The organism is Streptomyces sp. NPDC047049 (assembly GCF_040643995.1).
GTDB classification, from domain to species: Bacteria; Actinomycetota; Actinomycetes; order Streptomycetales; family Streptomycetaceae; genus Streptomyces; species Streptomyces mooreae.
In genome coordinates, this window is sequence record NZ_JBEYVM010000008.1 from 166,182 (window position 1) to 188,335 (window position 22,154).

A 22,154-nucleotide genomic window follows, 5' to 3' on the forward strand; every position below is an offset into this window, starting at 1 on the left:
GCCCCGGGGCGCGTCAGATCTCGCGCACCTCGAAGGAGTCCAGGACGAACTCCGCGGTCGCGTCGTCGGCCACCTTGCGCAGCCCCACCCATGCCTCGCCGTCGGCCGGTGCGGTGAACTCGTAGGTGTGGGTGGCGGGTCGGAGGGCGGCGGGCAGCGGGGTGCGGTGCAGTTCGCGGGGTGCGGGGGTGTCGGCGGAGGTGACCCAGGCGTACTGGCCGGCCCGCTCGTTCTCGTAGCGGAAGGTGACGCGGTAGCGGCGGCCGGGGGTGAAGCGGACGGTGTGCGGGACCGTCCGGTAGACGAGTCCGGTGTTCTCGCCGCGTGACTTGAGCGACTGGCCGCCGTCGATGACGTCGTCGATGGCCTTGCCGTTCCAGCCGCGCCGGGTGAACGGGGCGTGCCGCTGGGCGATGTGGGTGCGGGGGTCGGTGCTGCCGCCCGCGTCGCCCTTGACGAAGACGCCCCAGCCCTGGGGCACGTGCTCGAAGTCCTCGTAGGCCAGGGTGCCCGGCTTGGTGGTGGGCCGGGCCGGTACGACGCGGAGGTTGTCGAACCGGACCCGGGCCCGGCCGGCCACCGCGGTGAGGGTGAGGGTGACCGGGCCGCCGCCCTCGGGGACGGTGAAGTGGGTGAAGAGGCGCTGGAAGCGGGTGCCGGACTTCCGGTCGGCGGCGACGTAGTTGCCGGCGGTGGAGGTGTCGGTCCAGTTGGCGGCGGTGACGCCGTCGGCGGTACGGACCTCCAGGGCGGCCCGCCGCCGCTCCCCCGCCGTGGCGCCGACCTCGACCTGTACGGAGGCGGCGTAGCTGCCGGGGGCGAGGCGGGCGAGGCGTTGGGCGACGGTTGCGGCTGCGCCTGCGTCGATGACCAGCTCGTAGTCGCCCGGCTTGCCGGTCCGGACGGAGGCCGGGCCGGTGACCTGCCGGCCGGCCAGGTTCCCGGAGTGGAAGCCGGGGTCGGTCAGGGGGGTGCCCTCGCCCCAGCCGGGGTCGCGCTGCGCCGGGGCCTTGGCGCGGTGGACGACGTAGGCGACGCCGGGCCGGGCGGTGAGGGTGATCCTGCCGCCGCTGACGGGAAGCCGGGTTTCCTCGGTGCGGCCCTGGTCGGTGAGCCGGTAGGCGTGGACGGCGGCCGTGCCCGTCCAGCCGCGCGGCAGCGTCCAGGTGGTGGTGCCGCCACGGGGGTTGTAGTGGTAGAGCCGGTGCGGGTCGGTGGCCCGGCGGGGTTCCCAGGGGAGCAGGTAGGTGCCGTCGTCGTAGACCAGCCGGCCGTCGGTGGTGATCTTGCGGGTGCCCCCGGCGTCGCTGACGGAGGTCTTGGTGGGGCCCTCGAAGGTGATCTCGTGCGCGCCCCAGGTGCTGATCGGGTACGCCTGGAGGTATTTGGCGGGCAGGGCGTCGGTCCAGATGACCGTGTGGAACGCGTTCCAGTCGGTCTTGCCGACCCAGCCCTCGAAGTTGCCCATCCGGGCATTGCCGAGCAGGGTGGGCCATTTGTCGGCGAAGACGTCCTTGTGGTGGTGGCGCAGGAAGCGGATCAGCCGCGAGTTGATGCCGCGGGAGGTGTCGGGGCCGTAGTCGGTCTCGTTCGCCCAGTGCGACCAGAGGGCGGAGCGCTCCAGGCCGTGGCCCCATTCGGTGGCGATCTGCCAGCCCTGGTCGCGCAACTGGCGCTGCAGCTGGTCGGAGTTCCAGCCGGACTCGCGGAAGACGTCGAGGTAGAGGGTGGTGAGGGCCGGGTCGGTCTCCTTGCGGAGTTGCGCGAAGCGCCGGGCGATGTCGCCGGAGACCAGGTCGCGTCGGGCGTCGATGCGGTAGGACTGGTCGAGCCAGTCCCACTGCTTGTCGTCCTTGTCGACCAGCCGCTCGGAGAAGGCGTGGGCGACGGGGTAGGACTCGGTGGCGTTGACGTGCACCGCGAAGTCGCTGTTCCACTTCTTGCCGGCGCGGAGCAGGGTGTTGAGGTCTTCGAGGCCGCCGGCCCGGGTGTTGTAGTTGCCGCCGTAGTCGGGGTGGGCGGAGTCGTGGCCTTCGGACTGGTAGCCCTTGAGGAGCGTGAACTGCCGCAGCCCGTCGGTGGCCAGGGCGATCCGCTTGATGTGGTCGAGGGTGGCGAGGAACGGGTTGGTGGCCTGGCTGGCGAAGTTGAACGGGATGTGCGGGACGACCCGCAGGTGCTGTTCGCCGGCGCCCAGCGGCATGACCATGATGTCGCGCAGCGCGATGGCGGCGTCCTGCCAGTCGGTCCGCCCGTCGCCGTTGCGGTCGCCGGTGACGATGACGGTCGCGTACGGCAGCGGGTCGGTGGCGTCCACCCGTTGCCCGGCCGCCCGGTGGGTCCACTGGCCGCAGGACAGCTGGGCCTTGACGAAGCCGTCGCCCTGGACGGTCTGCCGCCAGAGGCGGCCGTTCTCCCAGGTGGTGGCCCCGGTGGGCGTGTCGTAGCAGGTGTTGGTCTCGATGGCGCCGGCCAGCGCGTCGGTGGCGACGACGGCGTAGGCGCATCCGGTGGGGGCGGCGTCGGCGGGGGTGTCGTCGGTGACCTGCACCAGGGTGTCGCCGCTCTTGGCCTTGTCCAGCTCGATCCGGGCGGCCAGCAGGGCGGCGCCGGGCTGGTCGCTGCGGACGCTCAGCAGGGCCAGGCCGGGGATCTCCAGCGTGCCGATGCGCAGCGCCGGGGTGTCGGCGATGCCGGTGACCCGCCAGGTCGTGCACCGGTCCCGGACGGCGATCTCGACGGTGATCCTGGTGCCGCCGTCGAAGCCGAGCGTGTAGGTGGCGCGGTCGGCGCGGGTGCGGTGGGTGACGTGGGGGGTGTGGGCGGTGCCGTCGAGGAGGACCTGGGTGACCGGGGCGTCCTGGCCGTGCAGGACGGCGCCGGTGCCACGGTCGGTGTAGGAGACGATCCGGGGGAAGGCGGTGTCGACCCGGACCTCCAGCGCGTCGGACCGGAGCACCGCCTCGCCTCGGCGGGGTGCGGCGGTCGCGGTGTGCGCGCCGAGCGGGAGGGCGCCCGCCGCTCCGGCGAGCGCGCCGGCGGCGACGACGTTCCTGCGGCTGGGCCCGCGCGGGGCGCCGGTCTGTTCGTTCACGCGCACTGTCCTCCTTCGTGCCTGCACTGCCTGTCGGCGGACAGCGTGCTGCGCGTGCGAGCGGTGCGCCTATGGACAAAGGAGGGGCAGGTGTTGGACAGATGTGGGGCGGGGGCGGGTGCGGCAGGAAGTGGGAGGGCAGCCGGCGCGGCGGGAAGCCCGTACGGCCGATACGGCCGGTGCGCCCCGGTTGGTCTCAGGCCGTCGCCCCGCTGTCGAGGGGCAGGACGGCGGTGAGTTCCCAGCCGCCCTCGGCCGCGGGGCCCGCGAGGAGTCGTCCGCCCATGGCCTCGGCCCGTTCGGTGAGGCCGGCCAGGCCGAAGCCGCCGCCGCGGGCCTGTTCGCCGAGGCGGGCCGGGCGGCCGCCGTCGTTGGCGATGCGCAGCTCCGCACCGAAGGGGACGGGCCGCAGGCCGATCCGTACCGCCGTGGCGTCCGCGGCGTGCTTGCGGACGTTGGTCAGCGCCTCGCGCACGATGCGGTAGACCGCCGCGGCCACATCGTCCGGCAGCGTCTGTGCCAGGCCGGTGTCGACGGAGAGGACGACCGGCGGGCCGGTGCGGGCGAACGCCTCGGTCAGCGCCCGGACCTCGGCGAGCCCGGCGACCGGGTGCGGGTGTGTCCCGTCCTCGCGCAGGACCCGCACCAGCCGGCGCATCGCGCCCAGCGCCTCGCTGCCGGAGGCCTCGATCCGTTCGAGGATGGCACCGGCCGGCCGGCCTTCGAGAGCGGTGAAGCGGGCGGCGCGGGCCTGGACGACGATGCCGGTGACATGGTGGGCGACCAGGTCGTGCAGCTCCCGCGCCAGTTCCAGGCGCTCGGCAGCCCGCACGGCCGCGAGATCGCGCAGCCGCCGGGCGTCCTGCCGGCGCAGGATCGCCGAATACGCGGCGACGACCACGGCGAGCGCGGCCAGGACCACGGTGAACAGCCCCGGCCGGACGTCCCGTAGCGGGGCGAGCACACAGGCCAGGCCCAGCAGCGGGCCGAGGACGGCGGCGGTGCGGCCGGGCGCCCGGCGGATCACGGCGGTGAGCAGGACGAGCAGGGCGATGCCCTCGCCCAGGCCCCATACCTCCCGTGCGTGCTGCCCGGCGATCAGCGCCGCCGACGCGGTGAGGGAGACCGTGGCCGCGGTCCACCCACGGCCGGTCAGCGGGATCCGCTCGGAGGGCACCGCGCACAGACAGACCACGAGGCCGGCGGCCACCACGATCAGGTGCGGCCGGGCGGGCTGCGGGGCGGTCGCCGGCGCCTCGAACCCGACGAGGAGCAGCAGTGCCACCGCGAGGGCGGCCCGGGCGGCGACGGCCTGCCGTGGCGGGGTCTTCGCCCACCGTGCCGGCCGGCTGCCGGTCGCGGTCCACCGGGCACGCGCCGGGGCACGGCCCGGGAGGCGCCGTATCCCGGGCCGTGTCCGGGTGCGCTCGCCGGGCTCGCTCACGGGCTGCCGGAGGACAGACCGCTCTCCCAGGCCCAGAAGGCGACCTCGACCCGGTTGCGGGCGTCCAGTTTGATCTGCACGTTCGCCAGATGGGATTTGACCGTGGACAGCGACAGGTACAGGGCGCCGGCGATCTCGGCGTTGGTCCGGCCGCCGGCCAGCGCGCGGACGACGTCCCGTTCGCGGCCGGTCAGCGGCTCGGACGGGGTGCGGGCCGCCGCCCGCCCCTTGCCGCCTGCCGGGGACAGCTCGCGCAGCAGCCGCGCGGCGACCGAGGGCGAGAGAACGGAGTGGCCCACGGCGGCGGCCCGTACGGCCTCCACGAGCAGCGCGGGGCTGGCGTCCTTGAGCAGGAAACCCGAGGCGCCGCCGTAGAGCGCGGCGTGCACATATTCGTCCAGGTCGAAGGTGGTGACGATGACGATCCCAGGGATGGGCCGGCCCTCGGGGTGGCCGGCTGGGCGCCCGGTCAGCCGCCGGGTGACCTCCAGCCCGTCGGTCCCGGGCATCCGGATGTCCAGCAGCAGCACATCGGGGCGCAGCCGTTCGACGGCCGCGAGGGCGGCCTCGCCGTCGGTGACCTCGGCGACGACCTCGATGTCGGGCAGGCTCTCCAGAACCGTCCGGAAGCCCATCCGGACCACTTCCTGGTCGTCCGCGATCACCACACTGATCGGCATGTCGTTCCTCCTGAGCGCCCTCGGGGTGGCGGGCCCGTGTCTGTCCCCCCGGCGGCGTGACCGTCTCCCTCCCGGCGGCGTGTCTGTCTTCCCTCCCGGCGGTGTGACCGTCTTCCCTCCGGACGGCGTCAGCCGTCTCCCTCCCCCGGGGCGGCGTCCGGGCCGCCGCCGCGCCGCGGCCGGAGACGGCCGGTGCACCGGCGGCGGGGGCCTGCCGATCAGCCCTGGGCCGCGTTCGGGTGGTCGTCGGCCGGCAGCTCCACGGGATCGTCCGGGCCGCCGAGCAGCACATAGGCGAGGGTCGCCGCAGAGGCGGCGAGGAGCAGCGCGGCGAGGACCGTCGCTCGGTGGCCGCGGTCGCGTGCCGGGGGTCGGGGGCGGGGCTCGGTGCTCATACCGTTCACGGTAGGAAGCCGTCACGGGGCGGCCCATAGGCCGTCCGGTCATCCCTGACGGCACAAGGCCCGGCCGCGCGCACGAGTTTGGTCCCGCGGCGGACGGACCAAGGGCCGTGGCGCGAAGGGACCAAGGTCCCGGACCGGGCCGGGGACTCCTGACCCGGCGAAGGGCCCGGGGATCCACCACGGATCCCCGGGCCCTTCGTGAGCGCGGCTCACTGACGAGGCGGTCAGCCGCCCAGTTCGCCCGCGGCCTTCTTGATGTTCGCGGCGAAGGTGCTCACCTCGCTGTAGACACCGGGCTTGCCGGGGCGGGCGCAGCCCTCGCCCCAGGAGACGATGCCGACCTGGAGCCACTGCCCGGCGTCGTCCTTGCGGAACATCGGGCCGCCGGAGTCCCCCTGGCAGGTGTCGATGCCGCCGGTGTCGAGCTTGCCGGCGCAGATCTCGTCGCCGGGCGTCAGCTGGTCGCCGTAGGCCTTCTGGCAGGCGGCGTCGTCGACGAACGGCACGGTGGCCTTGAGGAGGTAGCGCTGCTGGTCGCCGCCTTCCTTGTCGGCGCCCCAGCCGGCGATGGTGAAGTCGCCGTTGTTGAGCTTGTCGTCCTCGGCGATCTTCAGCGTGGGCTGGTCGATCGGCTTGGCGAGCTTGATGAGCGCCCAGTCCTTGCCCTTGCCGTTGTAGCCGGGGGCCTGGAGGACCTGCGTGGAGTTCACCTTGACGGCGTGGGAGTCCTCCAGGTCGGCCACGCCGGCGGTGGCCGTGATGGAGGTGTTCGCGCCGCTGCCGTCGACGCAGTGCGCGGCGGTGAGCACGATGTCCTTGGCGTACAGGGCGCCGCCGCAGCCCATCGACAGCCGGACCATGAACGGGAATTCACCCTGGCCGGCCTTGGTGCCGCCGACGACCTGATGGTGGACGGAGCCGGACGGGGCGGCCGAGGGGGCGGCCGAGGCCGAGCCGGGCTGGAGGCTGACGGCGGCCAGGGCGACGGCACCGAGGGCAAGGGATCTTTTGAGGGGCTTCCGGTAGCTGCGCAACGGGCTTCCTTTCGTGGGGGGTTGCACGTCGATGACGAGCCCATGCCAACACCGGGAGCCGGACGTGGCCGCCGCAGAAGGTGTGTGGAGGACGGCCGCACGCCGCAAGGCGACCGGACCCAGTGGGGGATGAGTCCGTAAAGCGCCCTGTGATTATGTGGAGTGGCCGATCGGGGTGACAAGAGTGCGCATCCGGCCAACTCGCGTGCCCCACAGGCCCCGTACGGCCCATACCGGACCTTCCCGGCCCCCCGTACAGTGGCCGGGTGACCACGGGCGGCAGTGAGATCGAGCACGGATACCCGCATCTCGACACGGTGCGTGCGGCCGTCCACGCGCTGTTCAAACGCCTGTCGTACGACACGGTGAGCACCTTCGCCACCAGCGTGCTGCCGGTCGACGTGGCCTTCGACGAGACGGAGGATCTGCACCTGGGGGCGCAGCGGGTCGCCCGGGCCATGCTCCGGCAGCTGCATCTGCCGGACGCGCGGACGGTCATCACGTTCCGGGAGATGGAACACGCCGCCGCTGTCGAACTCACCGCGGGACCCGAGTACTTCATCGAGCTCAACGACCGCTTCAGGAAGCACCGCAAGGACATCGGCGCCGCGCTGGCCCATGAGGCAACGCACCTGTTCCTGCACCGTCTGGATCTGTCGTTCCCCGGCACCCGGGACAACGAGATCCTCACCGACACCGCGGCCGCGTACCTCGGCGCGGGCTGGCTGCTGCTGGACGCCTACCGCGAGCACGGCCCGTTCTCGCAGAAGCTCGGCTATCTGACGCCGGAGGAGTTCGGGTATGTCCTGGCCCAGCGGGCCGAGTTCTTCGGCGAGGACCCGTCGCCGTGGTTCACCAGCCCGCAGGCGTACGACGCGTACACGACGGGCGCGGCGCGGGCCCGCCGGGACGCCCGCCGGCCACCGCTCGCCGCCGCCGGCTGGGCCGCCCGGCTGCGCTACGCCAAGGACCGCCGGGCGGCGCAGGATCCGCGGCGCACCGGCCGCCCGCCCGCCACCGGCGCCTACGCCTTCGAGGGCCCGCCGCCCCTGCGGGTGTCCTTCCCCTGCCCCGCCTGCCACCAGCGGATCCGGGTCCCGGTCCGGGGCCGGCTGCAGGCCCGCTGCGGGCTGTGCAAGACGCTGCTGGACTGCGATACGTGACGGAGCGGCGGTCGGCTCCCCGGCTCCCCGGCTCCCCGGCTCCCTGACTCCCTGACTCCCTGACTCCCTGGCTCCCTGGCTCCCTGGCTCCCTGGCTCCCTGGCTCCCTGGCTCCCTGGCTCCCTGGCTCCCTGGCTCCCTGGCTCCCTGGCTCCCTGGCGGATCCTGGTTCACCGGTGCTCAGCGCTGTTCACCGCCAGGCGTGCGGAGCGAGGTAGTGATTGCGGTGGCCGGCCTCAAGGACCTGGTGCAGTTTCGTCAGGTGCTCGGTGCCGGCCGGGAGGTCCAGTTGCTTCAAGAGCGCGACGGCGGCCTCGGGTTCGAGGTCTCCGTGGACATCGTGGTAGCTGCCGAGGAGCCCGCGGAACAGCGCGGGGTGTAGTTCGGATATCCCCGCCGCCGTCCGGTAGGCCGGCTGCTTGACCGGCCAGGGCACGGGTCCCGAGACTTCGAGAACACGCCGGGCGCGGCGCAGCCACGGGCCGCGGTCCGGGCCGGCGGCTACCTCGTGGGCCGGCCGCCAGGCGAGGTCGCGGCCCAGCACCTCGGCGAACGCCGTCGCCGCGGTGTCCCGGTCCTCGAACCAGTCGACCCAGAGCGAGTAGAGCAGCGCCTCGGGCTCGGCCGCCGCCTCCAGCCGCAGTCGGCAGGCAGCCCAGAATGCCTCCGTCGGCAGGGGGTGGTGCTGGTCCGCGAGCGCAAGGCGGATCTCCATCGTCACCCAGTACTCGCCGAGCAGATCCAGCAGGCCGAAGGCGGTCCGCAGCCGGGCGGTCGCATCCAGCGCGGGATCCTCCAGCGCCACACTCGTCCAGGTGTGCGCCACCTCGTTCGGCGTCAGTACCGCTTCCGGAGAATCGTCCTGCCGCCAGGCGTCACTGCTGACTCGTGTCACACCTGCCGCTGCCAGCCAGCGCCGGGCCCGCTCCGCATCCTCGTCTTCTCTCGTCACACGGCAAGTATGGAGCGGCACACGGCAAGTACGGGGCGGCAGAACGCCTCCCGGTACACCGGAGGAGCCCCGCCGGGGCCTGTCGTCCGGATCGGGCCCTAGACCCACCCCTCCAGGCCCGCCATGAAACCGTCGAAGTCGTCGCGGTGGATGGTGTGTCCGACGCCGGGCACCGTACGGACCTCGAAGCCGCGGCCGGTCAGCTCGTGTGCCGCCTGCTCGGAGAAGAGGAAGCCCTCCCCGGCGAACTGCACCAGCGACGGGACGACCGGCTTCTCGGGCACATGGTCCTGCCGGTGCACGGCGGACAGCGCGAGGGCGGTGGCGGTGTCCCACTGCGCGATGGTGGCCAGTTCGATGTCGAGGTCGGTGTCGTTCCAGCGCGGGTTGAAGGTGCGCAGCATCGCCCGGTCGGCCCGCTTGAAGGTGACGAACAGGGCGGGGTCGACGGGCTCCTGGAACCTGGGGAACTGCCAGGCGGGATCGCTGTAGACGGCCCTTCGCGGCTGCAGCCGCTCCACCGCCAGGGACAGCGCCAGACCGCCCAGTGAGTGTCCGATGACGACCTCGGGGCCGGCGGGCAGGGTCTCCACGAGGTCTTCGGCGTACAGCTCGGGGTCGTAGTCACCGCGCGGGCTGCGGCCGTGGCCGCGCAGGTCGACGGCGATGACGCGGTAGCCCCGGTCGGCGAGTGCCGGAGCGACGCGGTGCCAGGTGCGGTGATCGGACATCAGCCCGTGGACCAGCACCGCGGTCCGCTCGCCGGTGCCCCACTGGTGGGTGTGCAACTGCATGCCGGTGTCTCTCCTCGCGTCCCGCACTCGCCGCCTGCCGGTGTTCCCCGAACCGGTTCGCCGGGCCGGTTCGCCGGGCCGGTTCGCCGGGCCGGGGAACACCCGCGCGAGATTACCCGGGTCAGCAGGCGTGGGGGCCGCGGCGCGCCCCGCGCGGGCACCGTTCAGAGCCAGTCCTTCTCCGGTGTGGCCGCGGCCAGTACGTCCCGGGCGCCGGTGCGCAGGGGGGCGCCGTGCGGTACGCAGACCGTGTCGACGTCTTCGAGGGCGGCGAGCCGCCGGAAGGACGCGATGGCCTCCTCGCGTGCGACGTTGAAGGGGCCGAGCACCGCGCGGCGGCCCTCGGGGTCGGTGCCGATGAGGTCGCCGGGGAAGAGCACCCGGCTCGCGGGGAGGTGCAGGGCGATCCCGCCGGGGGTGTGGCCGGGGACGTGCAGCACCCGCACCTCTTCGCCCCAGCCGTCGAGGGTGTCCCCGTCGTGCAGGACGGTATCGACCTCGGTATGGCGCAGTGGCGGGACACCGGCGGCCGCCAGGCCCGCCATGATCCCTTCGTGCAGGGACCGTTCCGCGGGGGTGGGCACCGGCGGGGGCTCGGGGGCGGTGCCACGGATGTACGGGGCGTCCAGCGCGCCGGCCAGGACGCGGGCACCGGTGGCGGCGGCCAGGGCGGCGGCGGAGCCCATGTGGTCCAGGTGGGAGTGGGTGAGCACGATCTGCCGCAGCTGCTGTGGCCGGCCGCCGAGCCGGGCGAGGGCGCCGAGGATGGCGGGGGCCGAGCCGGGGACGCCGGTGTCGACCACCGCGTAGCCGTCGCCGGGGAGGGCGACGAGGTACACGTGCCCTACGGGGAACGGGAGTTGCCAGACGGTGGGGGTGAGCTCGGTGAGGGTGTCCATGGCCCGGACGCTAGCGGGCGGGCGGTCCGCCGGCGCCGCTGTTTCACCGTGGGCGGACCGGGTTTCACCGTGAGCCGGCCGGACGGCGAAGAAGCGTCTCCCCGGCCCCGTCGGCCTCCACGGCATCGGCCGCCTCCACGGCCACGGCGGCCTCCACGGCATCGTCGGAATGCGGCCGGAACCTGTCTTGCGCCTGGCACGTCCCATCCGTGACACAAGGAGGCAATGTCATGCGAGGATCCCACCTCTCCCGCACCCGTACCTTCACCGCCGTGCTCGCGCTGGCGGCGGCCGGCGCCGTCACACTGTCCGGCTGCGGCCAGAACGAGCAGAAGGTGACCCCCGCGGCACCGCCGAAGAAGCCGGATGCGTTCGAGCAGCGCGCGGATCAGATCGTGCGGGACTGGCCGAAGGTCTCCCCCGTGCACGGCCGGCAGCAGGCGCTGCTGCCGCTGGTGAAGGCGGAGCGCCCGGCGAAGACCGGTGCACGGGAGCTCACCGTCACCGTCGGGCACAGCGCCTGCGATGTCCGCTTCGGCGCGCGCAGCCATGAGTCGAAGGACCTCGTGGTGATCACCGGCTGGGGCAAGCGGAAGAGCGCCAAGGGGATGTGCACCGAGCAACTGGCCACCGACAAGGTGACCGTGCACCTCAAGGGTGCGCTGGACGGCCGCAAGGTCGTGGACGCGGCGACCGGCAAGCAGCTCGTCAAGGGCTGACCGGCGGGTGCGGCGTGAGCGCGCGCCCGCTCCGCGGTTCGCGCGCACGCGCACATCCACCCCCTAGGCTCGCCGTATGAGCCCCTCCATCGCCCGCAACACCCGTGTCGAACTGCCCGAGCTGCTGGAGTTCGTCCGCCCCCGGCACCGTGCGATCCTGCTCACCCGCCGCAGCGACGGCACCCCGCAGGGCTCGCCGCTGACCTGCGGGGTGGACGACTCCGGACGGCTGGTCATGTCGACGTATCCGGAGCGCGCCAAGGTCCGCAACGTCCGCCGGGTCTCGTCGGTCAGCGTCATCGTGCTGTCCGACGAATGGAACGGCCCGTGGGTGCAGATCGACGGCGAGGCCGAGGTCATCGACGCCCCGGATTCGGTCGAGCCGCTTGTCGAGTACTACCGCAACATCGCCGGGGAGCACCCGGACTGGGACGAGTACCGGGAGGCGATGCGCACCCAGGGCAAGTCGCTGATCCGGGTGACCCCGCTGCGCTGGGGGCCGGTGGCGACCGGCGGTTTCCCGGCCCGGCTCGCGGAGGACGGCGCGGAGGACGGCGACGACGCATAGCCCGTCCCGCCGCGGCCCGGCGCGCGGGCCCGGCCGGGAAGGGCCGGGCGGACCTGACCGGGACGGGCCGGCCAGGCCTTCCCGGGGTACCTCAACGTGTCCCGCGGGTACCGCCGTTGACGTTCAGCACCTGGCCGGTGATGTGCCGGGCCGCCGGTGAGGCCAGGAAGGCCACCGTGCCGGCGATGTCGGCGGGGGACCCGGCGCGGCCCACCGCCGCGGCGGCCACCAGGTGGTCGCGCCGCTCGTCGGTGAGCTGGTCGCGGAAGAAGTCGGTGCCGGCGATATAGCCGGGCGAGATGACGTTGGCGGTGATGTCGCGGGGGCCGAGCGTCCGGGACAGCCCGATGTTCCAGGAGGCGAGGCCGGCCTTGGCCGCTCCGTAGGCGCCGTTGCCGTGGTCGGCGGCGATCGATCCGAGGTGCACGACCGCGCCGCCGGCCGCGAGCCGGTCGTCCAGCGCCCTGGTGGTCAGCACGGCGCTGAGCAGGTTGGCGTCGAGGTTGGCACGGAAGGCGCGGGCATAGGCCGCCAGGCCGGTGGCGTCGTCCGCGTCGAGGTCGGTGTTGCCGCCGGCGTTGTTGACCAGGACGTCGATCCGCCCGGGGAGTCCGGCGAGCAGCGCGGTGAGCGCCGCGGGGTCGGTGTGGTCGCACACCAGGGGGCGGACGGCGGGGCGGCCGGCTGCCGTTTCGTCGAGCGGGCCGGGGCGCCGGCCGGTGACGATGACCTCGTCCCCGGCGTCCGCGAAGTGGTGGGCAACGGCGCGTCCGATGCCGGTGCCGCCGCCGGTGACCAGGATGGTGCGTGACATATGCTGAGCTCCGTCCATCACGTTCAGTTCTAAATTTAGAGCTGAACGTACCATCCGCAGGAGGGCCCGTGGCAAGAGATTCCGAGGCGAAGGACGGCTCCGGCCACCCGGCGCCCCCCGCTCCCCCGTACCCCGTCGAGGAGATCGCCGCCGCCTGGGAGCGGGAGCGTCCCGGCACCCCGGTCTCCTCCATCGGCATCGTGACGCCGATCTGGCAGCTGGCGAAACTGCTGGGCGACGACCGGCGCCGGGTGCTGGCCGGCGCCGGGATGGACCCGGCCACCCTCGACCTGCTCAGCGTGCTGCGCCGCAGCGGCGCGCCGTACACCCTGACCACCCGAGAACTCAGCCGCCGCTCCCTGGTCACCGCGGGCGCGATCTCCCAGCGGCTGACCCGCGCCGAGCGCGAGGGGCTGGTCACCCGGCGGCCCGGCGAGGGCCGCCCCCGCACGGTCCTGGTCGAGCTGACCCCGGCCGGCCACGAGAAGGTCGAGGCCACGGTCGGCCAAGTGCTGCACCGCGAGGCCGAGTTGATCGACGGTCTGACGCCCGCACAGCAGAAGGAGCTCGCCGGGCTGCTGCGGATCCTGCTCCAGGACACCCAGCGCAAGCTCGGCGACGACCGGATCAGCCAGGTCGGCGAGGGCTGAGCATCCCGGGGCCGCCGGACGGGGGCGGGGCGAAGGCGAGGGAGGGGAACAGCGCCTCGTCGGGCAGTCCGAGCTGCGCACGGAAGGCCGCACGGCCCGCCGCGGTGACGGTCAGGATGCGGGTGGCGACGGCCTTGACGACCCAGCCGCGCTCCAGGGCGTGCCGGTAGAGGGCGGCGCCGACCGCACCGGAGAGATGCCGGCGGCGCACCGTCCAGTCGAGGCAGGTGCGGACATGAGCCCGGTGCGCCGCCGAGGGCCCGGCGTCGGGGATGCCGAGGGCGGTCAGCCAGCCGGCCCCGTCCACGGTCAGCACCGGGCCGTGGTCCCGCCCCAGCAGGCCGCGTTCGGTCATCGCGTCGACGATGGCGACGCCGAGCGCACCGGCGATGTGGTCGTAGCACGTCCGGGCATGGTGCAGGGCCCTGCGGTGGTTGGCCTCGGCCAGGGAGCGGACCGGGACCCGGCGGTAGGGGGCGAGGACGGCCAGGTTCTCCAGGGTCTCCGCGGCCTCCGGGCTGGCCAGGCGTACGTAGCGCCGCCGCCCCTGCCGTTCCTCGGCGAGCAGGCCCCCGGCGACGAGGAGGTTGAGGTGTTCGGTGGTGGTGGAGGGTGCCACCGCGGCGTAGGCGGCCAGTTCACCGGCGGTCCAGGCGCCGCCGTCGAGCAGGGCCATACAGATGGCGGCACGGGTGCGGTCCGCGAGCAGCGCCGCAAGGGCGGCCAGATCGGGGGTCTCCGCGACGCTTTCCAGATCGGCGTCCCATCGTTTCATGTACACAGAGTAACCTCTGATAACATTTCGGTGAGAACCGAAGCAACCGGCTTCTATCCTCGGGGCCATGAAAGTCGCGCTGGAGAAGAGCAGTTCGGTCGCCCCGGCGCTGCTGTCCACGGAGAACGACGACGGAACCTTCGTGCTGGTCGAGCTGCGCATCCGGTGGGAGCTCGGGCCGGTCGTCAGCGTCTGGCTGCCGGCCCGCGGCCGGACCGCGCGGAATCTCGCGGTGCGCCCGGACGTGGTCTTCAATCTGCCGCCGGACGGAGCGGGGGCCGAGGAGGGGACGACGGGCAGCATGCCCTGTTCCACGGATGCGCCCTGGGCGGAGCCGTCCGAATTGGTGCGGCCGCCCCGACTGGCGCACTGCCCGGTGCAGTTGGAGGCCCGCCGGCTCGGGGAGCGGACGGTCACCGACGGGGCGTGGACGCAGATCGAGGCGCAGGTGCTGCGGGTGCATGCCGATCCGCGGTGGATGGTGCCGCTGAGCGGTCCGGGGGCCGGGCCGGCGGCGTGGCATCCACCGGTGCACGATTTCCGGCCGTCCATCACTCCCCCGCCGCAGGCCGTGCCGGCGCCCGCGCGGGAGATGGCGCAGCAGTGGGAGCGGCGCTTTCCGGCCGGGAGCGGTGGCGCTTAGGGCCTGTCGTTCGGGTCATGCCGGACCGGCCGTGCCCGCACAGGCCCGCGGCGCCTGCCCTCCCGGTCGGGGGAGGGGGACAGGCGCCGCGGTTGTTCCGTACGACGTTGTACGGGACATCGGGGGACGGATCACACGGTCAGTGCGCGATCCGTCGGCTTGATGGGAGCCGGCAGGGCGCTGGCTCCGGTCAGGAAGCGGTCCACGCCCTTGGCCGCGGAACGGCCCTCGGCGATGGCCCACACGATCAGCGACTGGCCGCGGCCGGCGTCACCGGCGACGTACACGCCGGGGACGTTGGTGGCGAAGTCCGCGTCGCGGGCGATGTTGCCGCGCTCGTCGAGCTCCAGGCCGAACTGCTCGACCAGGCCGTTCTCCTTGTCGGTGCCGGTGAAGCCCATGGCGAGGGTGACCAGCTGAGCCGGGATCTTCCGCTCGGTGCCGGGCTTCGGCTCCGGGCGGCCGTCCTTGAACTCCACCTCGGTCAGGTGCAGCCACTGGACGTTGCCGTCCTCGTCGCCCTCGAAGTGGGTGGTGGACACGGAGTAGAGCCGGTCGCCGCCCTCCTCGTGCGCGGAGGTGACCTTGTAGAGCATCGGGAAGGTCGGCCAGGGCTGGTTGGCGTTCCGCTCCTCGCCCGGCTTGCCCATGATCTCCAGCTGGGTGACCGAGGCCGCGCCCTGGCGGTGGGCGGTGCCGACGCAGTCCGCGCCGGTGTCGCCGCCGCCGATGACGACCACGTGCTTGCCCTCGGCGCTGATCGGGGCGACGGTCAGGTCGCCCTCCTGCACCTTGTTGGCGAGCGGCAGGTACTCCATCGCGAAGTGGATGCCGTTCAGCTCGCGGCCGGGCACCGGCAGATCGCGGGAGGTGGTGGAGCCGGCGGCGATGACCACGGCGTCGTAGCGCTTGCGCAGCTTCTTCGCGTCGAGGTCCCGGCCGATCTCCACCTCGGTGCGGAACTTGGTGCCCTCCGTGCGCATCTGCTCGATGCGGCGGTTGATGTGGCGCTTCTCCATCTTGAACTCGGGGATGCCGTAGCGGAGAAGACCGCCGATACGGTCCGCGCGCTCGTAGACGGCGACGGTGTGGCCGGCCCGGGTCAGCTGCTGGGCGGCGGCCAGGCCCGCGGGGCCGGAGCCGATGACGGCGACGGTCTTGCCGGACAGGCGCTCGGGCGGCTGCGGGGTGACGTCCCCGTTGTCCCACGCCTTGTCGATGATGGAGACCTCGACGTTCTTGATGGTCACCGGCGGCTGGTTGATGCCCAGCACACAGGCGGCCTCACAGGGCGCGGGGCAGAGGCGACCGGTGAACTCCGGGAAGTTGTTGGTCGCGTGCAGCCGCTCGCTGGCCTCGGTCCAGTCCTCGCGGTAGGCGTAGTCGTTCCACTCGGGGATGAGGTTTCCGAGCGGGCAGCCGTTGTGGCAGAACGGGATGCCGCAGTCCATGCAGCGCGACGCCTGCTTGCTGATGATCGGCAGCAGGGAGCCGGGCTGGTAGACCTCGTTCCAGTCCTTGACGCGCTCCTCGACGGGGCGGGTCTGGGCGACCTCGCGCTCGTGGTTCAGGAAGCCCTTGGGGTCAGCCATTGGTCGCCGCCTCCATCATCTTCTCGTGGGTCTCGGACTCGGAGAGTCCGGCCTGCTCAGCGGCGTCCTTGGCGACGAGCACTGCCTGGTAGGTGGGCGGGATGACCTTGCTGAAGCGTGCGGCCGCGGCATCCCAGTCGGCGAGGAGCTTGGCGGCGACGGTCGAGCCGGTCTCCTCCTGGTGGCGCTGCACGACGTCGTGCAGCCACTGCTTGTCGGCGTCGTCGAGCGGGTTCACCGCGTCGACGAGCTCCTTGTTGACGTTGGCCGGATCGAGGTCGATGACGTAGGCGAAGCCGCCGGACATACCGGCCGCGAAGTTGCGGCCCGTCTCGCCCAGGACGACCGCGTTGCCGCCGGTCATGTACTCGCAGCCGTGGTCGCCGACACCCTCGGAGACCACCGTGGCACCGGAGTTGCGGACGCAGAAGCGCTCGCCGACCCGGCCGCGGAGGTACAGCTCGCCGCCGGTGGCGCCGTAGGCGAGGGTGTTGCCGGCGATGGTGGAGTACTCCGCGAGGTGGTCGGCTCCGCGGTCCGGCCGGACGATGACGCGGCCGCCTGACAGGCCCTTGCCGACGTAGTCGTTGGCGTCGCCCTCCAGGCGCAGCGTGATGCCGCGCGGCAGGAACGCGCCGAAGGACTGGCCGGCCGAGCCGGTGAAGGTGATGTCGATGGTGTCGTCGGGCAGGCCCGCGCCACCGAACTTCTTGGTGACCTCGTGGCCGAGCATGGTGCCGACGGTCCGGTTGATGTTCCGGATCGCGATCTGGGCCCGGACCGGCTGGGCGTCCTCGGCGGTGTCCGCGGCCAGGGCGTCGGCGGCGAGCTTGATCAGCTCGTTGTCGAGCGCCTTCTCCAGGCCGTGGTCCTGCTCGATGACCTGGTGGCGCACCGCGCCGTCGGCCAGCTCGGGGACGTGCAGCAGCGGGGCCAGGTCCAGGCCCTGCGCCTTCCAGTGGTTCACGGCGCGGGAGGTGTTCAGCAGCTCGGCGTGGCCGATGGCCTCGTCCAGGCTGCGGAAGCCCAGCTCGGCCAGCAGCTCACGGACCTCTTCGGCGATGAACTGGAAGAAGTTGACGACGTACTCGGCCTTACCGTTGAACCGCTCGCGCAGCGTCGGGTTCTGGGTGGCGATGCCGACCGGGCAGGTGTCCAGGTGGCACACGCGCATCATGACGCAGCCGGAGACGACCAGGGGTGCGGTCGCGAAGCCGTACTCCTCGGCACCCAGCAGGGCGGCGATGACGACGTCACGGCCGGTCTTGAGCTGGCCGTCGGTCTGCACCACGATGCGGTCGCGCAGGCCGTTGAGCAGCAGGGTCTGCTGGGTCTCGGCCAGGCCCAGCTCCCAGGGGCCGCCCGCGTGCTTGAGCGAGGTGAGCGGCGAGGCGCCCGTACCGCCGTCGTGACCGGAGATCAGGACCACGTCCGCGTGCGCCTTGGAGACACCCGCGGCGACCGTGCCGACGCCGACCTCGGAGACCAGCTTCACGTGGATGCGGGCCTGCGGGTTGGCGTTCTTGAGGTCGTGGATCAGCTGAGCCAGGTCCTCGATGGAGTAGATGTCGTGGTGCGGCGGCGGGGAGATCAGGCCGACGCCCGGGGTGGAGTGCCGGGTCTTGGCGACCCACGGGTAGACCTTGTGGCCGGGCAGCTGGCCGCCCTCGCCGGGCTTGGCGCCCTGGGCCATCTTGATCTGGATGTCGTCGGAGTTGACCAGGTACTCGGACGTCACGCCGAAGCGGCCGGAGGCGACCTGCTTGATGGAGGAGCGGCGCGCCGGGTCGTACAGGCGCTCCGGGTCCTCGCCGCCCTCACCGGTGTTGGACTTGCCGCCCAGCTGGTTCATGGCGATGGCCAGCGTCTCGTGCGCCTCCTGGGAGATGGAGCCGTACGACATGGCGCCGGTGGAGAAGCGCTTGACGATCTCCGACGCCGGCTCGACCTCCTCGATCGGGATCGAGGGACGGTCGGAGGCGAAGGAGAACAGGCCGCGCAGCGTCATCAGCCGCTCGGACTGCTCGTTCACCCGGTCCGTGTACTGCTTGAAGATGTCGTAGCGGCGCGAGCGGGTGGAGTGCTGGAGCCGGAAGACGGTGTCCGGGTCAAAGAGGTGCGGCTCGCCCTCGCGGCGCCACTGGTACTCGCCGCCGATCTCCAGCGCACGGTGCGTGGCGGCGATGCCGGAGGCCGGGTAGGCCTTGGCGTGCCGCGCCGCGACCTCCTTGGAGATGACGTCCAGACCCGCGCCGCCGATCTTGGTGGCGGTGCCGTGGAAGTACTTGGCGACGAACTCCTCGTCCAGGCCGACGGCCTCGAAGACCTGCGCGCCCCGGTAGGAGGCCACGGTGGAGATGCCCATCTTGGACATGACCTTCAGGACGCCCTTGCCGAGCGCCTTGATCAGGTTCTTGATGGCGGTCTCGGCCTCGACGCCCGGCAGGAAGGTGCCGGCGCGGACCAGGTCCTCGACCGACTCCATGGCCAGGTACGGGTTGACGGCCGCGGCACCGAAGCCGATGAGCAGCGCGACGTGGTGCACCTCGCGCACATCGCCGGCCTCGACGAGCAGACCGACCTGGGTGCGCTCCTTGGTGCCGATGAGGTGGTGGTGGACCGCGGCGGTCAGCAGCAGCGACGGGATCGGCGCGTGCTCGGCGTCGGAGTGCCGGTCGGAGAGCACGATCAGCCGGGCGCCGTCGTCGATGGCGGCGTCGGCCTCGGCGCAGATCTCCTCGATCCGGGCGGCCAGCGACTCGCCGCCGCCGGAGACCCGGTAGAGGCCGGAGAGGGTCACGGCCTTCATGCCGGGCATGTCGCCGTCGGCGTTGATGTGGACGAGCTTGGCCAGCTCGTCGTTGTCGATGACCGGGAAGGGCAGGGTCACGCTGCGGCAGGAGGCCGCGGTGGGCTCCAGGAGGTTGCCCTGCGGGCCCAGCGAGGAGATCAGCGAGGTGACCAGCTCCTCGCGGATGGCGTCCAGCGGCGGGTTGGTGACCTGCGCGAAGAGCTGGGTGAAGTAGTCGAAGAGCAGCCGGGGGCGCTCGGACAGCGCGGCGATCGGCGAATCGGTGCCCATCGAGCCGATGGGCTCGGCGCCGGCCTTGGCCATCGGGGCGAGGATGACGCGCAGCTCTTCCTCGGTGTAGCCGAAGGTCTGCTGGCGGCGGGTGACCGAGGCGTGGGTGTGCACGATGTGCTCACGCTCGGGCAGGTCGGCGAGCTCGATCAGGCCGGAGTCCAGCCACTCCTGGTAGGGGTGCTCGGCGGCGAGCTGCGCCTTGATCTCGTCGTCCTCGATGATGCGGCCCTCGGCGGTGTCCACGAGGAACATCCGGCCGGGCTGCAGGCGGCCCTTGCGGACGACCTTGGCGGGGTCGATGTCCAGGACGCCGACCTCGGAGGAGAGCACGACCAGGCCGTCGTCGGTGACCCAGTAGCGGCCGGGGCGCAGACCGTTGCGGTCGAGGACCGCGCCGACCTGGGTGCCGTCGGTGAAGGTGACGCAGGCCGGGCCGTCCCAGGGCTCCATCATCGTGGAGTGGTACTGGTAGAAGGCGCGCCGGGCCGGGTCCATGGAGGGGGAGTTCTCCCACGCCTCGGGGACCATCATCAGCACCGAGTGCGGCAGCGAGCGGCCGCCGAGGTGGAGCAGTTCCAGGACCTCGTCGAAGGAGGCGGAGTCGGAGGCGTCCGGGGTGCAGACCGGGAACAGCCGCTCCAGGTTCTCGGCGTTCTCCTTGCCGAACAGCTTGGTGGCCAGCTGCGACTCGCGGGCCCGCATCCAGTTGCGGTTGCCCTTGACCGTGTTGATCTCGCCGTTGTGCGCGACGAAGCGGTACGGGTGGGCGAGCGGCCAGCTCGGGAAGGTGTTGGTGGAGAACCGCGAGTGGACCAGCGCGACGGCGGTGGCGAAGCGGCGGTCGGACAGGTCCGGGAAGAAGGGCTCCAGCTGGCCGGTGGTCAGCATGCCCTTGTAGACGATCGTCCGGGCGGACAGCGAGGGGAAGTAGACCCCGGCCTCCCGCTCGGCGCGCTTGCGCAGCGCGAAGGCCTTGCGGTCCAGCGCCAGACCGGTGTTCTTCCCGTCGCCGACGAAGATCTGGGAGAAGGCGGGCATGGTGGCGCGGGCGCCGTTGCCGAGCAGCTGCGGGGCGACCGGGACCACCCGCCAGCCGATGACGTCCAGGCCCTCTTCAGCGGCGATCGTCTCGATGCGCGAGACGGCGTCGGCCGCCTCCTGGGCCTCGGACGGCAGGAAGGCGATGCCGACGGCGTAGGCGCCGGCCTCGGGGAGCTCGAAGGTGACGTTCTCGCGAAGGAACGCGTCCGGCACCTGGAGCAGGATGCCGGCGCCGTCACCCGAGTCGGGCTCGGAGCCGGTGGCACCGCGGTGCTCCAGATTCGTCAGGACGGTGAGTGCCTGCTCGACCAGTGCGTGGCTGGCCTCGCCGGTGAGGGTGGCCACAAAGCCGACGCCACAGGCGTCGTGCTCGTTGCGCGGGTCGTACATGCCCTGCTGGGCAGGGCGGCCGTCCATGGGCGACCAGGCGGCGGCGCTGGCGCTGCTGGTGGTCGCGGAGTGCGTGGACGCGAAACGCATCGGCTCTCCCAACGTCGTCGTGGCATAGGCATTGCCGAGGGACGACGTTGGCCCTCCGCGAAATTTCGTGCAGGTTACAGGATGACTCCCTTCTCAAAAAGCGAAAAGGGGCTTCCAACATGCGGACACCGCACGGGCGGTGAGTCAGTGCACGGACGGAATCCAGGCCGTCCCACAAGGCGGCGTTCGGCGAGCGACGTTGCCCGCGACGCCTGGGCCTTATGCCCGGTCGTCAACAAACCGAAACCGCTGGGTAACGCGGTAATTATGCAGTCACCCGTATGACACGTCAGCCTACGACGGTTCCGAACAATGCTCCCAGGGCGTAGGTCACACCCGCGGCCGCGCCGCCGAGGGCCAGCTGCCGCAGACCGCTGAACCACCAGGAACGGGCCGTCACCCGCGCCACGACGGCGCCGCAGGCGAAGAGTCCGACCAGCGCGAGCAGCACCGCGGGCCAGATCGCGGACGCCCCCAGCAGATAGGGAAGGACAGGCAGCAGCGCACCCAGCGCAAACGATCCGAAGGAGGAGACCGCGGCGACGGTGGGCGAAGGAAGGTCGGACGGGTCGATCCCCAGCTCCTCGCGGGCGTGGATCTCCAGGGCCTGCTCCGGGTCCCGGGACAGCTGGGCCGCGACCTGCCGGGCGAGCGCCGGCTCGACCCCGCGGGACTCGTAGAGCGCCGCCAGCTCCTCCAGCTCGTCCTTCGGGTGCTTGCGCAGCTCGGACCGCTCGATGTCCAGCTCGGCCTGCACCAGCTCGCGCTGCGAGGCGACCGAGGTGTACTCCCCCGCGGCCATCGAGAAGGCACCGGCGGCCAGCCCCGCCAGGCCGGTGATGATGATCGTCTGCTGCGACAGCGCACCGCCGGCGACGCCCGTCATCAGGGCGAGGTTCGAGACCAGCCCGTCCATCGCGCCGAAGACGGCGGGGCGCAGCCAGCCGCCGTTCACATCGCGGTGGGTGTGGTTGTCGCGGTGGGCCACATGCGTCGGCGCCGCGGCATCCATGATCTCCATGACGGACATATCGGTACCTACTCCCTGCAGCGAGGTGTGGGCCGATGGCGGCACTTCCCCCTCCAACACCTCGAAGTTAGGCGCGCAGCACCCTCCGCCGCTAGCAAGGAAGGCCGAACTTACCGCGCTGACCTGCGGTTTTTCCCCGAGGTCGGCGATGAGATCCGGGTCACACCCCGTTTTCGGGCCCTCGGGCGGTCCGGTACCGGGCGCCGTCCGGGGGAGTCGACCGGGTGACCCTGCCGCCCGGGGCAGGAGAGCCGGGCCGCCGCGTGGCACGGATACAGCGCAGCAGTCCGAAG

At 72.4% G+C, this 22,154-nt stretch carries 18 protein-coding genes; 5 read left to right on the plus strand and 13 right to left on the minus strand.

The genetic code is table 11. From position 1 onward, the window contains the following. Positions 1-13: 13 nt before the first annotated feature. The 5 genes from ABZ851_RS20230 to ABZ851_RS20250 form a co-directional block, all read right to left on the minus strand. Positions 14-3,094 carry an endo-alpha-N-acetylgalactosaminidase family protein gene (locus ABZ851_RS20230; RefSeq protein WP_361129268.1) on the minus strand — a complete coding sequence of 1,027 codons (3,081 nt, stop codon included), beginning with the start codon at positions 3,092-3,094 and terminating at the stop codon, positions 14-16. Between the two features lie 196 nt (positions 3,095-3,290). Then, the gene (locus ABZ851_RS20235) at positions 3,291-4,379 is read right to left on the minus strand and encodes a histidine kinase (RefSeq protein ID WP_361129563.1); all 1,089 of its coding nucleotides are present in this window, start codon (positions 4,377-4,379) and stop codon (positions 3,291-3,293) included. Between the two features lie 155 nt (positions 4,380-4,534). Further along, complete coding sequence (locus tag ABZ851_RS20240) at positions 4,535-5,218, minus strand: response regulator transcription factor (RefSeq protein ID WP_361129271.1); 684 nt, start codon at positions 5,216-5,218, stop codon at positions 4,535-4,537. A 218-nt stretch (positions 5,219-5,436) separates the two neighbouring features. Further along, a complete protein-coding gene (locus ABZ851_RS20245; RefSeq protein ID WP_311623359.1) occupies positions 5,437-5,613 on the minus strand; it encodes a hypothetical protein in 177 nt (58 codons plus the stop codon). Positions 5,614-5,846: 233 nt separating this feature from the next. Next, complete coding sequence (locus ABZ851_RS20250) at positions 5,847-6,656, minus strand: serine protease (protein ID WP_311623358.1); 810 nt, start codon at positions 6,654-6,656, stop codon at positions 5,847-5,849. A 266-nt stretch (positions 6,657-6,922) separates the two neighbouring features. On the opposite strand from ABZ851_RS20250, the gene ABZ851_RS20255 reads away from it, so the two are divergent. Beyond that, entirely contained in the window at positions 6,923-7,819 is an 897-nt protein-coding gene (locus tag ABZ851_RS20255; RefSeq protein WP_361129276.1) for a hypothetical protein, read from the plus strand. Between the two features lie 190 nt (positions 7,820-8,009). Here ABZ851_RS20255 and ABZ851_RS20260 read toward each other — a convergent pair whose 3' ends face one another. From ABZ851_RS20260 to ABZ851_RS20270, 3 genes are all read right to left on the minus strand, one after another. After that, a complete protein-coding gene (locus ABZ851_RS20260; protein ID WP_361129279.1) occupies positions 8,010-8,771 on the minus strand; it encodes a hypothetical protein in 762 nt (253 codons plus the stop codon). 98 nt (positions 8,772-8,869) lie between these two features. Further along, the gene (locus ABZ851_RS20265; protein WP_361129282.1) at positions 8,870-9,565 is read right to left on the minus strand and encodes an alpha/beta hydrolase; all 696 of its coding nucleotides are present in this window, start codon (positions 9,563-9,565) and stop codon (positions 8,870-8,872) included. 164 nt (positions 9,566-9,729) lie between these two features. Beyond that, positions 9,730-10,464, minus strand: coding sequence for an MBL fold metallo-hydrolase (locus tag ABZ851_RS20270; protein ID WP_361129285.1), 735 nt, complete (start codon positions 10,462-10,464; stop codon positions 9,730-9,732). Positions 10,465-10,694: 230 nt separating this feature from the next. Between ABZ851_RS20270 and ABZ851_RS20275 the strand changes: the two genes are divergently transcribed. Next, positions 10,695-11,183 carry a hypothetical protein gene (locus tag ABZ851_RS20275; RefSeq protein WP_361129288.1) on the plus strand — a complete coding sequence of 163 codons (489 nt, stop codon included), beginning with the start codon at positions 10,695-10,697 and terminating at the stop codon, positions 11,181-11,183. 76 nt (positions 11,184-11,259) lie between these two features. Continuing rightward, positions 11,260-11,751 carry a PPOX class F420-dependent oxidoreductase gene (locus tag ABZ851_RS20280; protein WP_088797191.1) on the plus strand — a complete coding sequence of 164 codons (492 nt, stop codon included), beginning with the start codon at positions 11,260-11,262 and terminating at the stop codon, positions 11,749-11,751. Between the two features lie 91 nt (positions 11,752-11,842). Here the strand turns inward: ABZ851_RS20280 and ABZ851_RS20285 are convergent, their stop codons facing one another. Beyond that, complete coding sequence (locus ABZ851_RS20285; RefSeq protein WP_361129292.1) at positions 11,843-12,565, minus strand: SDR family oxidoreductase; 723 nt, start codon at positions 12,563-12,565, stop codon at positions 11,843-11,845. Between the two features lie 68 nt (positions 12,566-12,633). On the opposite strand from ABZ851_RS20285, the gene ABZ851_RS20290 reads away from it, so the two are divergent. Continuing rightward, entirely contained in the window at positions 12,634-13,215 is a 582-nt protein-coding gene (locus ABZ851_RS20290; protein WP_361129295.1) for a MarR family transcriptional regulator, read from the plus strand. Here ABZ851_RS20290 and ABZ851_RS20295 read toward each other — a convergent pair. Beyond that, on the minus strand, positions 13,193-13,990 hold the full coding sequence (locus ABZ851_RS20295; protein ID WP_361129298.1) for a winged helix-turn-helix domain-containing protein: 798 nt from the start codon (positions 13,988-13,990) through the stop codon (positions 13,193-13,195). The genes ABZ851_RS20290 and ABZ851_RS20295 overlap by 23 nt on opposite strands. A 67-nt stretch (positions 13,991-14,057) precedes the next feature. On the opposite strand from ABZ851_RS20295, the gene ABZ851_RS20300 reads away from it, so the two are divergent. After that, positions 14,058-14,633: a hypothetical protein gene (locus ABZ851_RS20300; RefSeq protein ID WP_361129301.1), complete on the plus strand. Its 576-nt coding sequence runs from the start codon at positions 14,058-14,060 to the stop codon at positions 14,631-14,633. Between the two features lie 131 nt (positions 14,634-14,764). Here the strand turns inward: ABZ851_RS20300 and ABZ851_RS20305 are convergent, their stop codons facing one another. The 3 genes from ABZ851_RS20305 to ABZ851_RS20315 all read right to left on the minus strand — a co-directional run bounded on the left by ABZ851_RS20305 (position 14,765) and on the right by ABZ851_RS20315 (position 21,852). Beyond that, positions 14,765-16,225: a glutamate synthase subunit beta gene (locus ABZ851_RS20305; RefSeq protein ID WP_336054795.1), complete on the minus strand. Its 1,461-nt coding sequence runs from the start codon at positions 16,223-16,225 to the stop codon at positions 14,765-14,767. Continuing rightward, complete coding sequence (gltB, locus tag ABZ851_RS20310) at positions 16,218-20,831, minus strand: glutamate synthase large subunit (protein WP_361129304.1); 4,614 nt, start codon at positions 20,829-20,831, stop codon at positions 16,218-16,220. Before gltB ends, ABZ851_RS20305 begins: the two co-directional genes overlap by 8 nt. A 289-nt stretch (positions 20,832-21,120) precedes the next feature. Further along, positions 21,121-21,852, minus strand: a complete 732-nt coding sequence (locus tag ABZ851_RS20315) for a VIT1/CCC1 transporter family protein (protein ID WP_311623412.1) — start codon at positions 21,850-21,852, stop codon at positions 21,121-21,123. Positions 21,853-22,154: the final 302 nt, after the last annotated feature.